This window comes from Enterococcus sp. DIV2467a (genome assembly GCF_050532945.1).
GTDB lineage: Bacteria > Bacillota > Bacilli > Lactobacillales > Enterococcaceae > Enterococcus > Enterococcus faecalis.
Genome location: NZ_CP172896.1, coordinates 1,859,920 through 1,873,318, shown reverse-complemented (window position 1 = coordinate 1,873,318; position 13,399 = coordinate 1,859,920). Strand labels below are relative to the sequence as shown.

The following is a 13,399-nucleotide window of genomic DNA, read 5'->3' as shown; positions in this document are numbered from 1 at the left end:
TATACCATGAATTTAACGTGTTAAAACTATATATTTATTTTTAACGTAACCACTTAATAATCAAGTACTTAAATAAAAGTAGTTGACTTATTCTTTTTAAAACTATATAGTTTTAAAAGTAAACAGAAGAACTTATTGATCTGATTGGTACTTTTTGTGAAAACCTTTTACAATAAAAGGGCAGCACAGAAAAGAGGGAGGTATGACAATGGAACATCACCAACTAAAAGCATTTCCGCAAGATTTTTTATGGGGCTCAGCTTCGGCAGCTTATCAAGTAGAAGGTGCTTGGAATGAAGACGGCAAAGGCGCATCTGTTTGGGATGAATTTGTTCGGCTACCAGGAAAAACGTTCAAAGAGACAACTGGCGATTTAGCCGTCGATCATTATCATCGTTTCAAAGAAGATGTGGCTTTAATGAAACAACAAGGTTTAAAAGCATATCGTTTCTCGATTGCATGGACACGAATTTTACCTGAAGGGCGTGGTCAAGTAAATCAAGCGGGACTGAAATTTTATTCAGATTTAATTGATGAGTTATTAGCGGCAGGAATTGAACCAATGGTAACTCTGTATCATTGGGATTTGCCAGCTGTTTTGCAAAAAGAATATGGTGGCTGGGAATCAAGAAAAATTATTGCTGATTTTGTGGCCTATGCGAAAATTTTATTTGACGCTTTTCGTGGCAAAGTTCGCTATTGGATTAGTTTAAACGAACAAAATGTGTTTACTTCGTTAGGTTATCAATTAGCCGTGCATCCTCCCGGCGTAACAAATAATAAACGGATGTATGAGGCCAATCATATTGCTAATTTAGCCAATGCAGCAGTGATTAATGCGTTTCATGAATTAGAAATGCCTGGCAAAATTGGCCCTAGCTTTGCTTATACGCCTGTTTATGCCGTTGATGCGCATCCTGCCAATGTTTTGGCGGCAGAAAATGCAGAAGATTTGTTGTCGCATTTTTGGTTAGATGTCTATCTTTGGGGAGAATACCCAATTGCCGCATTAAATTACTTAAAGGAGCAAGGTGTGGCCCCAACGATAAAAGAGGGCGATTTAGCGTTACTACGTTCAGCCAAACCTGATTTTCTAGGTATTAATTATTATCGGACGGATACGGTTGCTGCTAATCCATTAGATGGCGTTGGAATAGGGAAGATGAATACAACGGGTGAAAAGGGTTCTGAAACGGAATCTGGGGTACCGGGTTTATTTAAAAAAGTAAATAATCCTTATGTTGAACGAACGAACTGGGATTGGGCCATTGACCCGCAAGGTTTGAGAATTGCCTTACGACGATTAGCTAGTCGCTATCAAGTGCCTATTTTAATTACTGAAAATGGGTTAGGCGAATATGATACCTTAACAGAAGATAAACAAATTCATGATACGTATCGCATTGATTATTTACGAAGCCATATCCAAGCGATTCAAGAGGCGATTACGGATGGCGTTTCAGTTATTGGTTATTGTACATGGAGTTACACCGATTTACTGTCGTGGCTCAACGGCTATCAAAAGCGTTATGGTTTTGTCTATGTGGATCAAGATGAAACACAAAAAGGTTCCTTAGAAAGAATCCCGAAAGACAGTTATTATTGGTATCAAAAAGTCATTGAAACAAATGGACTTATCTAATTATAAGAAAAGAGTGTGGAAAATATGACAGTAAAAATGGGGTTTATTGGATTTGGTAAAAGTGCCAACCGCTACCATTTACCTTACGTAATGATTCGAGAAACACTAGAAGTGAAAACGATTTTCGATTTACATGTTAATGAAAAAGCAGCAGCGCCCTTTAAAGAAAAAGGCGTAAATTTTACCACTGACCTTAATGAATTATTGACGGATCCAGAAATTGAATTGATCACAATCTGTACACCTGCGCATACACATTATGATTTAGCCAAACAAGCCATTTTAGCTGGTAAATCAGTGATTGTGGAAAAACCATTTTGTGATACGTTAGAACATGCAGAGGAATTATTTGCTTTAGGGCAAGAAAAAGGGGTAGTAGTGATGCCTTATCAAAATCGACGTTTCGACGGCGATTACCTAGCGATGAAGCAAGTAGTAGAGCAAGGCTTTTTAGGAGAAATCAATGAAGTGGAAACGCATATTGATTATTATCGACCAGGAAGTATCACGGAACAAGGACCTAAAGAAAATGGTTCGTTTTACGGACTAGGCATTCATTTAATGGATCGCATGATTGCTCTTTTCGGGCGTCCAGATCAAGTCACTTATGATATTCGTAATAATGAAGTGAGCGAGGCAGTCGATAATTATTTTGACGTTGATTTACATTATGGTTCAAAATTAAAAGTAAAAGTTAAAACGAATCATTCTGTCGCTAGTCCGTATCCACGTTTTATTGTTCATGGCAGCAATGGCTCGTTCATCAAATATGGCGAAGATCAACAAGAAAATGATTTAAAAGCCGGAATCATGCCGGATGCACCAGGATTTGGAGAAGATTCACCAATGTATTATGGAGAAGTGACCTACCGTAATGGCAATGGCGACTGGATTAAAAAACAAATTAAAACGCCTGTAGGTGATTACGGTCGTTATTATGATGCCGTCTATGAAACGTTGAAAAATGGTGCACCGCAACTAGTAACTGAAGAGCAAGCATTAACTAACATCGAAATTTTAGAAGCAGGTTTCCTTAACCCAAGTCCAAGTGTTTATCATTTGAAAGAAAACTAAAGCGTATTTAAATGACTTGAAAAGCGCCTGCCCTACAGTCCAGACAACTGTGGGGCAGGCGCTTTTATTTATAAAGAATTGTGAATTTTAATATAAGAAACGTATATTGTTAGTAAAAATAAAAAAAGGAAAGACATCTTAGTAGCACTACTTCCCCAAGAATTGCTACTAAAATGTCTTTTGTGATGCTCGCTCAATTGAAGAGCCTTAAATAGGATATCGAATATCCAGTATAAATGCAAGTAAACTACTTTATAGTTAATATTAGTATACTTCATAAAATAATTTTTCAAAGAGAAAAAGGCTTGTTATGAGAAAAAATTAATTTTTAACTCGTTTTTTCTAAGCAAGATTCGGGTGAAAAAGACAATAATTACTGAAGCTGAATGGTAATTAAAGAGGTTCTTTGCTAAAATAGGAAAGACAAGAAAGTTTGGTTAACGAAAGAACCAAATCAGAAAGGAGGACAACCAGTGGAAAGTTGGCTTTTTTTACTACTGATTGCCTTGATTGCGTTTGTTGCAAAAAATCAAAGTTTATTAATTGCATCAGTTGTTGTGCTTGCTTTAAAAGCTTTACCAAATAGTGCGAAAATCATGTCGTGGTTGTCAGATAAAGGCATTAATTTAGGGGTCACAATTATTTCAATTACCATTTTAGTCCCGATTGCTACAGGACAAATTGGCTTAAAGGATTTAATCCAATCATTCAAAACACCGATGGGATGGCTGGGGATACTTTGTGGAATTCTGGTAGCTGTTTTATCCTCAAAAGGAGTAGGTTTAATTAATCAATCGCCAGAGATTACGGTGGCCTTAGTTTTTGGAACGATTCTTGGCGTCGTTTTTTTAAAAGGAATTGCAGCTGGTCCGATTATTGCATCGGGGATGATGTACGTAATCATTACTACCTTTCAAGCCTTTCAACACTAAAAAAGCAAACAAAACGCGTAAACGTTTTGTTTGCTTTTTTAGTGTTGATAAATGTCCACATTACTATCTAATATGCCACTTTCATTTTTTAAAGTAATGGTTCCCGCATTCGGATGAATCACTAGCTGTAAATGCCCTGTTAAAAACATTTGGTCATACGTCGAAGTATAGACGTGAAAAGAATCATTAGCAATTGTTTCGGTATAAGGCGCTTCCGCTTGATCAACAGGAACGATAATGAAACGATCGCCAATCATACAACAACCTTCTGCGGAAGAATAAGGATTAGAGCCGTCATTTGCTACCAACAAGAAGGTGTTCGTTTCAGTTAAGAAAGGGGCTAAACGTTGTTTTACTTCTTCAGAAATAGTCAGAGACATTTGCCTCACTCCTTTAAATAGTATGTAAAAGGAAGAGGGTAGCTTGTCGCTATGCCGCTCTTCAAAGGTTTTATTATTTGCTTGTTTCTTTACTGCTTTTTTTGAAAAGAGCAATAGAAAAGGCGACAACTAAGACAACTGTTGCAGCTAAAACAAATGGATTTTTTGTTGCTGATGTGAACCCTAGGACTGTTGAACCAATCGCACCTACGTAAGATAAAATAATCGCTGCTTTCTTTGGTGTTGAAAGTTCTGTAAAGCTATCGCGGAAGGCGACACCTAAACCTAAAGCGCCAATAAAGGCAAACATCCCAAAAATAATGTGTAAAAAGACCATGAATTTCACCTCCAACAGTCAGTATAGAGAGAAATGGCTAGTTTGTAAACTAATTGAGCTTACTTGTGTTATTTATCACTTGATAAATGTCTTTGCCAATGCAAAAAAACAACGTACGATCAATCGGCAGTACGTTGTTTTTTAGTTTAATATAATTAGGAAGCAGAATCCTTATTTTGCTGGATTTTTTTGATCGATTCTTCTGTTGGCGTCACATATAACGTTCGTTGGTTTTCATAAATCACATAACCTGGTTTTGCTCCATTGGGTTTATGCACATGTTTTACTTGGACATAGTCAACAGGCACTTGTGAAGAAAGTCGATATTTTGAAAAATAAGCTGCTAGAAGTGCGGCTTCAGTAAGGGTTTCTTCGCTAGGATGTGCGTCACGAATAATTACATGAGATCCAGGAATATCTTTGGCATGGAGCCAATAATCAGTTTTTTTAGCGGTTCGTAAAGTTAATTGATCATTTTGCAAATTGTTTTTTCCAACGAGAATAGGTGTGCCATCTGTGGCATAAAAAAGATCGGGTTGGCTTTTTTTCGGCTGTTTTTGTTTTTTATTTTTTTTACGTTTTAAATAGCCTTGCTCAATCAGTTCTTCACGAATCACTTCAATGTCCATTGGTGTCGCAATTTCAAGTTGTGCCACAACTGACTCTAAATAAGAAATTTCTTGTTGTGTTTGCTGAATTTGTGTCTTAACAACTCGAACAGCATTTTTCAATTTTTGGTATTTTTGAAAATATTTTTGTGCATTTTGATTAGGTGAAAGTGCAGGATTTAGCGAGATACGCAACGGTGCATTTTCTTCATAATAATTTGGTAATTCCACCTCGGTGGCTCCTTTTGGGACTTGTGCCATGAAGGTTGTTAATAGTTCTCCGTCGCGACGGTAATTTTCAGCGTTTTCTGTATCGGCTAAGGTTTGCTGTAATTTTTTAAGTTTCTTTTGATTTCTTTTTAGTTCATTTTCAATTTTGCGAATTAGTTCGCCACCTTGTTGTTTGACACGGTCTTTCTCTGCTTTACCAGAATAAAAGGCATCTAGTAATTCACTGAGTGTCGGATACGTTGTTTGTTCACCAACTAATGATTGATAAGGAATGGGCGTAAAATATTCTTTTTTTTCAGTGACTGTTAATGTCGGTACAACAGCTTCAGTGACTGAGGACCAAAATTCCGTCCAGATGGCCATTTTTTCATTTGGTTGTGCAAGTAAACGGGCACTTAATTCGTCTGCTGTATCTTTGCCTAGACCTTGGAAATGTTGTTGTAAATAGCGTCCGTTTAATTCAGGAGCTGTAGAAAGAAGCGCAAAGACTTCTTCTTTTGAGGCCGTGAGCGGATTAAGTCCCATTGGTTTTGGCGGTTCAATATAAGTTGCTCCAGGAAGCAACGAACGATAACTATTTTGGCTCATTCCAATGTGTTTTATTGCATCTAAGATTTTTCCAGAAGATTGGTTAACTAAAACGATAGTACTGTGACGTCCCATTAATTCAACAATCAAAACAATATTTTGTAAGTCGCCTAGTTCATCTCTTTTTGAAAAGGTGAAGTGAATCACGCGATCATTTTCTATTTGTTGAATCGTTTCTAAAATGGCACCGTCCAGAAATTTTCGTAACATCATCACAAAATTAGGAGGTGTTTCCGGATTGCTATAGGTAATTGTAGATAGTTGTATGCGCGCATAACTAGGATGTGCTGATAATAATAATTTATGGTTTTTACCTTTCGCACGAATGACTAAAACGACTTCGTTTTCATAAGGCTGATGGATTTTTGAAATCCGGCCACTTACGAGTGTTTCTGTCAACTCATGAACCATGCTATGAGTAAATACGCCATCAAATGACATAATAAATCCCTCGTTTCTTTCCGACTAATAGCTTTATTATAGCGGAGTTTTTGAATTTAAGAAAGAAGCTTGTTAAAAAGGGGTTGGGTTTTCCTTAGAAAGCTGGGGAAGTTTGCTGGTTTTTTTAGTAATTAAAGCGCAAGGGTAGGCAAGAAAGAAAATGATTAGTATAATAGATAAGAACTAAAAGCGAGGAGCGATTAGAAGTTGAATAATTTTATGGAAGAACTAAAAGAGGCATTTTATGAATTAAGACAAAGAAAACTGTTAATGATTACCGCTATTGTAGCATTAGTATTAATAATTGGCTCAATCATTTTTATTCCAACGATGCAAAAAAATATTCGAGCTGCTCAAGTTGAATCGTTAGTCGCAGGACCCATCAAATCAGAGAAAGTCAGTGTCTTAGATTACAAAACAGCAGACAAGAAAATCCAAGAAACAGGAGCCATGTCAGTCATGTTTGCTAAACCATCTGGCAAGCAATACGATCAAATGGTGAAGCTGTTTAATTCAGATAAAATGAATGAATTTCATCGTTCGCTGTATATCTATCCGTTAATTTATAATGCTGGCAAAGCACAAGAGCAATACAATGTTAGCGGCGATGAGATTACGCTTGTTTTCTTTGAAAACGGCAAAGAAAAGACACGGACGGTTGTCGAAAAATCTATGGATTTAAAAACACAATTAATACCAGAATTAAATCGATTACCAATGGCTGGCGTTTTGAAAGACCAGAAAAAGGCGGCCCAAGAAGCTGAAAAAGAAGCAGCAAAGACCGCGGAAACACAGACGACGACCAGCACGACTGGCGTTGCTCAATCTACTGAAACGACGACAGAAAGCACTGATACAGTACCAGAAACTGGTGAATAATAGCTAGCTATGTTAAACTTAGATTGTAGAAAGTTTTAAGGAATTAGAAAGAGGGGATTTTCGATGGCATTAGTAATTTCAATGACGATTTTAGTAAGTTTATGGCTGATTCAATCGCAAAAACAAGCAGTTAAAGTTCCCGTGAAAATTGAAAGAAACCGAAACAATTAAGTGGTAAATATGCTGAAATAAAGAAAAACGAGCCTCTCATAAGAGTGGCTCGTTTTTTAGAAGTAAAAGAAATGCAAGAAAATAAAAACTTTTTCTTGACGAACAAAATCAATATAGTGTAGACTACCTTTAACAACATAACTAGGAGGGAAAATACATGACACAATTATCTAACGTAAAAGAAATGCACCAATCATGGCAAAACTGGCGTAGATAGTTGTATGTATGATTCTTTCATAGATACAACTTTAGAAGACTTATTCTAAAAAGTGTATCTATGCTGGTTATATTCAAGAAGAAAAAACGACCACATAGAGGACCCATCTATGTGGTTTTTGTTTTGCATAAAAACAACGACCACTCCTAAACACTTAGGATAAGTCGTTGTTTTTTTGCTACGAATCACTACGATTGGCACGAAGTGACAGAGTAGATGATGAGTAGTACAAGGTGAACGAAGAGAACGTTGTCCCATTCGTAGAAAAGTGCTCCTGCGATTCTCACCAAAGTTGCGATCCTCGTCGCAGTTAAATCCTGACAAGCACTACGATTGGCACAAAGTGACAGAGTAGATGCAGGCTGCGTATACTCGCCGAAGTTTGGCCTTTAAGAGTGATGAGTAGCACAAGGTGAACGAAGAGAACGTTGTCCCATTCGTAGAAAAGTACTCCTGCGATTCTCACCAAAATTGCGATCCTCGTCGCAGCTAAATCCTGACATTTGTAAAAAAGTGTTCCTAGGATTTTGACTAAGCAGAGGATTACGAATCTCAGTTTCACTTTCAACGGAAGAAACGCCCTATAGATAATGGTTTTATTATTAAAAAGAAAAAGTTGCCAAACAAAAGGGCAGTTAGGAGAATGCAAAATGAAAAATAAACGTTTAACGTTTGTCGTGTCTTTATTAGCTATTTATTTAATTGGTGCTTTTTTTGTGAATCAAAAAGTGACGAATTCAAAGAAAGAAACAGTTACTGTAGGGGTTCTGCAGTTTGTCAGTCACCCCGCATTGGATGAAATTTATAAAGGTGTTGAGGAAGGGTTAAAGGAAAATGGCTATGACAAAGGCAAAAACTTAGAAATTATTTTTCAAAATGGTCAAGCCGACCAGAGTAAGTTAGCAATCATGAGTCAACAATTAGTACAAAAAAAGGCAGACGTTTTAATTGGCATCGCCACGCCAGCTGCGCAAGCGTTATCCAACACTACCCAAGAAATCCCAATCATTTTAGGCGCCATTACGGACCCTGTTAGTGCTGGATTGGTGAAAGACAATCAAAAGCCAGGCGGTAACATCACGGGTGTTAGTGATCAATCACCTTTGTCAGCCCAGATGGATTTACTAAAAGAATTGATACCAGCTGCCAAAAAAATAGGTATTCTCTATGCTTCCTCAGAAGAAAACTCTCGATACCAAGTAGCTGAAGCGCAGAAAGCAGCTGAAGCCAAAGGATTGACAGTGAAAACATATGCTGTGCCATCAAGTAATGAAATTGCACAAACGGTTCAAGTGATGACTAAGGAAACAGATGTGATTTATATACCAACTGATAATACGATTGCTAATGCCATGCAAACGGTAGTCGGAGAAGCAAATCGAACCAAGACGCCGATTATTCCTTCGGTGGATACAATGGTAGAACAAGGCGGTTTAGCAACAGTAGGGATTAATCAACATGCGTTGGGGGTACAAGCCGGCAAAATGGCAGCAGAGGTTCTGTCTGGAAAAAGTCAACCAGCAACTACACCCATTTATACCTTTAATACAGGCGACACAATTATCAATGAAAAACAAGCTCAAAAGTTAGGAATTACGATTCCCGCAGAGTTAGCAAAAAAATCGAAATTGATTAACTAATTATCAAAGAAAGTAGGAGAAGCGATGATTGTTTCAGCAATTGGACAAGGAATGTTATGGGCCTTGTTAGGACTAGGTATCTTTATGACTTATCGTATTTTAAATTTTCCAGATATGACCACAGAAGGTTCATTTCCGTTAGGAGGGGCAGTTTGTGTAACTGCCATTACAACAGGGGTTTCACCATTTGTAGCGACTCTTTTAGGGGTCGGAGCAGGAATGCTTGCCGGTTTAGTGACTGGTTTACTATTTACAAAAGGAAAAATTCCAATTATTTTAGCAGGAATTTTAGTGATGTCTGGTTTAAATTCCGTGATTTTATTTGTGATGAAATCGCCAAATAAGTCTTTACTAAACCAACCGAAGATTCAAGATGTCTTTCAAAAAATGGCCTTACCAGATTATTATGATACTATTTTTTTAGGGATTAGTGTTTTGGCTGTGGTAATGATTTTACTGTTATTTTTCTTTAACACTAGTTTAGGACAAGCCTATATTGCGACAGGTGACAATGAAGAAATGGCTCGCTCGATTGGCATTCAAACGGATCGCATGAAAATTTTAGGATTGGTTTTATCGAATGGCTTGATTGGCTTATCTGGCGCTTTGATTGCCCAAAATGATGGATATGCGGATGTAAGTAAAGGAACCGGCGTCATTGTGATTGGCTTGGCTTCACTCATTATTGGTGAAGTACTGTTTGGAGAATTAACGTTTGGTGAACGGTTGATGGCGATTGTTGTAGGGAGTATTATTTATCAACTATTGATTTTATTAGTGATTAAATTAGGCTTTGATACGACATATTTGAAAATCTTCTCAGCAGTGATTTTAGCAATCTGTTTAATGATCCCACAATTGAAAAAAGCATTACGACTACATGGCTTTTCTGATAAGGGGGAAACGAAATGAAACCAGTTGTTGAATTAAAAAATGCGACAAAAATCATTGATAATGGGATGAATGAAAAAAAAGTGATTTTGGATCATGTGAACTTAGCCATTTATCCTGGGGACTTCATTACTGTTTTAGGTGGAAATGGCGCAGGCAAGAGTACGCTATTCAATAGTTTAGCAGGAACTTTGACACTAACAGAAGGACAATTTTTAATTGAAGGAGTCAATCGCACCAATCTTTCTGAAGTCAAACGGGCCAAATCTCTAGCGCGTGTTTTTCAAGATCCTAAAATGGGGACAGCACCAAGAATGACTGTGGCAGAAAATTTGTTGCTTGCCATGAAACGCGGACAAAAACGTCCCTTAACATTACGGAAGATAAATGAGCAACGCGCCTTGTTTACAAAAATCTGTCAAGAAGTTGGCAATGGCTTGGAAAATCATCTGGATACACCGACAGGTAACCTTTCTGGCGGTCAACGCCAAGCCTTAAGTTTATTAATGGCCACTATCACAAAACCAGAATTATTACTTTTAGATGAACATACTGCTGCCTTAGATCCCAAAACGTCCAAGCAGTTGATGCACTTAACGGAACAACGGATTGAAGAAGGGAACTTAACTTGTTTAATGATTACCCATCGAATGGAAGATGCTTTACGATATGGCAATCGTTTAATTGTTTTACAAAAAGGTAAAATTGTTCAAGATTTAAACGCTGCTGAAAAAGCACAATTAACACTACAAGATTTGTTGCTGTTCTTTGAAGAAGTAGAATAAAAAAACAAGCTCAGAAAATGAGCTTGTTTTTTTATTTTTTGACCAATCGGAAGAGTCGCTTGGGGAAAAAACGTTTGACAATTCGTTCCAGTAGCGAGGTCACCATAAAGCCCGCTGCGATAGCTGCAGCAGTAAAGACAACTTTTAAAATCAACTGCAAACCATCATCAATATTTCCTAACAAAATGCTCCGAACTGCTTGATAGGCAGGGCCTCCTGGCACTAAAGGAACCAAACTCGGAATATAAAAAATAATCATCGGCATTTTTTTGTAACGGGAAAAAAAGATACTAGCGATTCCTAACCCGACCGTTCCTAAAAAGTTTGCAAAGGTTTGACTAGCATCAAAAGTTTGCGTTAAGACATAATAAATCATCCAGCCTGTCATGCCAGTAATGCCACAAGCCACCAGTGCTTTACGAGGAATGTTCGTAATAATACCAAACGTCACAGTCGCTAAAAAACTAAAAAGAAGATGAAAAATTAGTTCCATTTGAACACTCCTTACATAAATAATTTAAAAATCAAGGCAATTCCCAGGCCAACAGACCCAGCAATAAAAATAGCTTCTGTCCCTCGCGCCGTCCCGCTGATGAGGTGGCCCGCTAAAATGTCGCGAAAAGAGTTCGTAATCGCCACACCTGGAACTAACGGCATCACCGCACCAATAATAATATTATCGATGTTGACTGCTAAGCGAAAATGTACAGCCAAATAGGCCAACAAACCAATGACAAAAGCGGCTGCGAATGAATCAAGGTAAGGAACTTGGAATAACTTTTGGGTAAAAAGATAACTGGCATACCCAATCACGCCAACAAAAAAAGTTGCAATAAAATCTTGCCAAGTGCCACCAAAAATGTACATTAACGTACAACTAACAATCCCGGCTGCTAACAAGCGTAACGAAATTGAAAAAGTGGGGGTATCCGTTTCTAATAGAGTTAAACGCTGATAAAGCTCTGGTAGAGTAATCTCTTTTTGCGCAAATTCTCTTGATAATTGATTGACAAGGCTAACTTTTTCCAAATTAATCGAGCGCTGGGGGATGTTTTCTAATTGCGTATAATTACTGGAACGAAAACCCACGAAAATCCCTGTAGCCGTCGTGTAACAAACGCTCTCTGGCTCGCCAGCATTTGCAGCAATCCGAGTAATTGTATCTTCGGTTCTATATACTTCAGATCCGCTTTCCAGCATAATTTTTCCAGCTAAAATGCATGTATCAATAATTAATTGTTTTCTTTTTTCGCTATTAACCAAAGGAATGGCTCCTTTCATTTCGAGTTCACTTTTAGTGTATCATTTTTTTTAAGAACTGTACGCAATTTAAAACAGAGATAGAAAAAAAGTGTGATTTTTTACAAAAATGAAACGAATCTTAAGAATAAATGAAAACAAATAAGGAATTAGTAAAAATTATGGGTTAGTTGTAAGAATCTAGGATCTTTCCTTGCATTTTAGTAGGAAACATCCTATCCTAAACATAGAAAAACAAAGGGGTCAATAAAAATGGACAACCAATGGTTACTCTACGGAATTAGCAGTGTTGTATTAATTATTTTAATCAGAAGAACAATCCTATCAGGAAACATCGTATTAAGTTGTTTGTTGGGAGCGATTTTGCTGATTCAAGTAGTGGGAGTAGCTCTCTGTGCACAGCAGAAAAAGAAAAATGAACATACAAAAGAACTACCTTCTTCTAAAGTACATCAATAGAAGAAGGTAGTTTTCTCTTATAGTAAATCAAATTTTTTCAAGCCATTAACAATGCCATTCTCAGTATTTTTAGTTGAAATAAAGGTGGCTTTTTCTTTTAGTTCTTCTCGCGCATTACCCATGGCAATTCCATAATCACAGGCCTCAAACAGCGCCAAATCATTGATGCCATCACCAAAGGCATAAGTGGGAATGCCGTTTAATCCCAAGGTGTTAAAAAGATTTTTGACACCAGAGCCTTTAGAGACCCCTTTACGAACAATATCAATTGAAAAAGGACCATTGCGATAAAAGGTCAATTCAGGAAACCGCTCATAGTAATATTCATCATCATCGCCATGTTGACTTAAGACCAACATCATGTTGACGGCATCATTCTCATAACCTGTGGGATCAATTTCTGGAACAGCTGAATGAATATAATCATAGGCTTGTTTCACTGTGCCAGTATGCCCTGTACAAAAAATACGGCGCTCATTGTAAAAAGCCAATTCATGACCACGCTGTTTGACATGTTCATGCAGTAAAACACATTCCTCTGTTGTAAATTCATCTGAATAAATCGTTTTTCCTTCATAATGAATAAATTGCCCGTTCATTACAATCGCAGAATCAATGCCACTGGCTTTCATAATTGGCTGAATCTCACACAAGGTTCGTCCTGTCGCAATTAAAGGTAAAATTTGATTGTCTTTCAAGGCCGCCACTGCTGCCGTAATCTCAGGAGTTATTTGCGATGTTCCATCTAACAAAGTTCCATCTAAATCAAAAAAAGTAATAGCTTTCATTTTATCCATACCCTAACATCCTCTCTACGCTTGTTATTTTAACAAACTTTTCTGAAAAGACAATGGGTTCCTTTCG

Annotated in this window: 14 protein-coding genes; 8 read left to right on the top strand and 6 right to left on the bottom strand. The window is 37.4% G+C overall.

Annotated features, from left to right (window positions below; genetic code table 11):
* The first annotated feature begins 208 nt into the window (after positions 1 to 208).
* The 3 genes from IGL80_RS08780 to IGL80_RS08770 all read left to right on the top strand — a co-directional run bounded on the left by IGL80_RS08780 (position 209) and on the right by IGL80_RS08770 (position 3,648).
* Positions 209 to 1,642, top strand: a complete 1,434-nt coding sequence (locus IGL80_RS08780; RefSeq protein WP_002360520.1) for a glycoside hydrolase family 1 protein — start codon at positions 209 to 211, stop codon at positions 1,640 to 1,642.
* A gap of 24 nt (positions 1,643 to 1,666) precedes the next feature.
* The gene (locus IGL80_RS08775) at positions 1,667 to 2,716 is read left to right on the top strand and encodes an oxidoreductase (RefSeq protein WP_002404493.1); all 1,050 of its coding nucleotides are present in this window, start codon (positions 1,667 to 1,669) and stop codon (positions 2,714 to 2,716) included.
* A 473-nt stretch (positions 2,717 to 3,189) separates the two neighbouring features.
* Positions 3,190 to 3,648: a DUF441 domain-containing protein gene (locus tag IGL80_RS08770; RefSeq protein WP_002357887.1), complete on the top strand. Its 459-nt coding sequence runs from the start codon at positions 3,190 to 3,192 to the stop codon at positions 3,646 to 3,648.
* Between the two features lie 38 nt (positions 3,649 to 3,686).
* Here the strand turns inward: IGL80_RS08770 and IGL80_RS08765 are convergent, their stop codons facing one another.
* From IGL80_RS08765 to efbA, 3 genes are all read right to left on the bottom strand, one after another.
* Complete coding sequence (locus IGL80_RS08765) at positions 3,687 to 4,028, bottom strand: iron-sulfur cluster biosynthesis family protein (RefSeq protein WP_002391631.1); 342 nt, start codon at positions 4,026 to 4,028, stop codon at positions 3,687 to 3,689.
* Between the two features lie 73 nt (positions 4,029 to 4,101).
* On the bottom strand, positions 4,102 to 4,365 hold the full coding sequence (locus tag IGL80_RS08760; protein ID WP_002381957.1) for a hypothetical protein: 264 nt from the start codon (positions 4,363 to 4,365) through the stop codon (positions 4,102 to 4,104).
* A 155-nt stretch (positions 4,366 to 4,520) separates the two neighbouring features.
* Complete coding sequence (gene efbA, locus IGL80_RS08755; protein ID WP_002360516.1) at positions 4,521 to 6,233, bottom strand: fibronectin-binding protein EfbA; 1,713 nt, start codon at positions 6,231 to 6,233, stop codon at positions 4,521 to 4,523.
* Between the two features lie 219 nt (positions 6,234 to 6,452).
* Here efbA and IGL80_RS08750 point away from each other — a divergent pair, with 219 nt between their 5' ends.
* The 4 genes from IGL80_RS08750 (at position 6,453) to IGL80_RS08735 (ending at position 10,816) form a co-directional block, all read left to right on the top strand.
* Positions 6,453 to 7,112 carry a hypothetical protein gene (locus tag IGL80_RS08750; protein ID WP_002360514.1) on the top strand — a complete coding sequence of 220 codons (660 nt, stop codon included), beginning with the start codon at positions 6,453 to 6,455 and terminating at the stop codon, positions 7,110 to 7,112.
* 1,038 nt (positions 7,113 to 8,150) lie between these two features.
* On the top strand, positions 8,151 to 9,140 hold the full coding sequence (gene trpX / locus IGL80_RS08745) for a tryptophan ABC transporter substrate-binding protein (RefSeq protein WP_002360513.1): 990 nt from the start codon (positions 8,151 to 8,153) through the stop codon (positions 9,138 to 9,140).
* 24 nt (positions 9,141 to 9,164) lie between these two features.
* Positions 9,165 to 10,052, top strand: a complete 888-nt coding sequence (locus IGL80_RS08740) for an ABC transporter permease (protein WP_002357879.1) — start codon at positions 9,165 to 9,167, stop codon at positions 10,050 to 10,052.
* Entirely contained in the window at positions 10,049 to 10,816 is a 768-nt protein-coding gene (locus tag IGL80_RS08735) for an ABC transporter ATP-binding protein (RefSeq protein WP_002357878.1), read from the top strand. Before IGL80_RS08740 ends, IGL80_RS08735 begins: the two co-directional genes overlap by 4 nt.
* A 31-nt stretch (positions 10,817 to 10,847) precedes the next feature.
* On the opposite strand, the gene IGL80_RS08730 is transcribed toward IGL80_RS08735, so the two are convergent.
* Positions 10,848 to 11,309 carry a threonine/serine exporter family protein gene (locus tag IGL80_RS08730; RefSeq protein WP_002357877.1) on the bottom strand — a complete coding sequence of 154 codons (462 nt, stop codon included), beginning with the start codon at positions 11,307 to 11,309 and terminating at the stop codon, positions 10,848 to 10,850.
* Positions 11,310 to 11,320: 11 nt separating this feature from the next.
* Entirely contained in the window at positions 11,321 to 12,097 is a 777-nt protein-coding gene (locus IGL80_RS08725) for a threonine/serine exporter family protein (protein ID WP_002404495.1), read from the bottom strand.
* Positions 12,098 to 12,328: 231 nt separating this feature from the next.
* On the opposite strand from IGL80_RS08725, the gene IGL80_RS08720 reads away from it, so the two are divergent.
* Positions 12,329 to 12,535, top strand: coding sequence for a hypothetical protein (locus IGL80_RS08720; RefSeq protein WP_002357875.1), 207 nt, complete (start codon positions 12,329 to 12,331; stop codon positions 12,533 to 12,535).
* A gap of 17 nt (positions 12,536 to 12,552) precedes the next feature.
* Here the strand turns inward: IGL80_RS08720 and IGL80_RS08715 are convergent, their stop codons facing one another.
* Entirely contained in the window at positions 12,553 to 13,332 is a 780-nt protein-coding gene (locus tag IGL80_RS08715) for a Cof-type HAD-IIB family hydrolase (RefSeq protein WP_002404496.1), read from the bottom strand.
* Positions 13,333 to 13,399 lie beyond the last annotated feature (67 nt).

Excerpts from the sequence above, each read along its gene's own strand:
- IGL80_RS08765 (WP_002391631.1), bottom strand. The coding sequence starts at position 4,028 with ATGTCTCTGACTATTTCTGAAGAAGTAAAACAACGTTTAGCCCCTTTC.
- IGL80_RS08715 (WP_002404496.1), bottom strand. The coding sequence starts at position 13,332 with ATGGATAAAATGAAAGCTATTACTTTTTTTGATTTAGATGGAACTTTG.
- IGL80_RS08760 (WP_002381957.1), bottom strand. The coding sequence starts at position 4,365 with ATGGTCTTTTTACACATTATTTTTGGGATGTTTGCCTTTATTGGCGCT.
- IGL80_RS08735 (WP_002357878.1), top strand. The coding sequence starts at position 10,049 with ATGAAACCAGTTGTTGAATTAAAAAATGCGACAAAAATCATTGATAAT.
- efbA (WP_002360516.1), bottom strand. The coding sequence starts at position 6,233 with ATGTCATTTGATGGCGTATTTACTCATAGCATGGTTCATGAGTTGACA.
- IGL80_RS08720 (WP_002357875.1), top strand. The coding sequence starts at position 12,329 with ATGGACAACCAATGGTTACTCTACGGAATTAGCAGTGTTGTATTAATT.
- IGL80_RS08740 (WP_002357879.1), top strand. The coding sequence starts at position 9,165 with ATGATTGTTTCAGCAATTGGACAAGGAATGTTATGGGCCTTGTTAGGA.
- trpX (WP_002360513.1), top strand. The coding sequence starts at position 8,151 with ATGAAAAATAAACGTTTAACGTTTGTCGTGTCTTTATTAGCTATTTAT.
- IGL80_RS08780 (WP_002360520.1), top strand. The coding sequence starts at position 209 with ATGGAACATCACCAACTAAAAGCATTTCCGCAAGATTTTTTATGGGGC.
- IGL80_RS08750 (WP_002360514.1), top strand. The coding sequence starts at position 6,453 with ATGGAAGAACTAAAAGAGGCATTTTATGAATTAAGACAAAGAAAACTG.
- IGL80_RS08775 (WP_002404493.1), top strand. The coding sequence starts at position 1,667 with ATGACAGTAAAAATGGGGTTTATTGGATTTGGTAAAAGTGCCAACCGC.
- IGL80_RS08725 (WP_002404495.1), bottom strand. The coding sequence starts at position 12,097 with ATGAAAGGAGCCATTCCTTTGGTTAATAGCGAAAAAAGAAAACAATTA.
- IGL80_RS08730 (WP_002357877.1), bottom strand. The coding sequence starts at position 11,309 with ATGGAACTAATTTTTCATCTTCTTTTTAGTTTTTTAGCGACTGTGACG.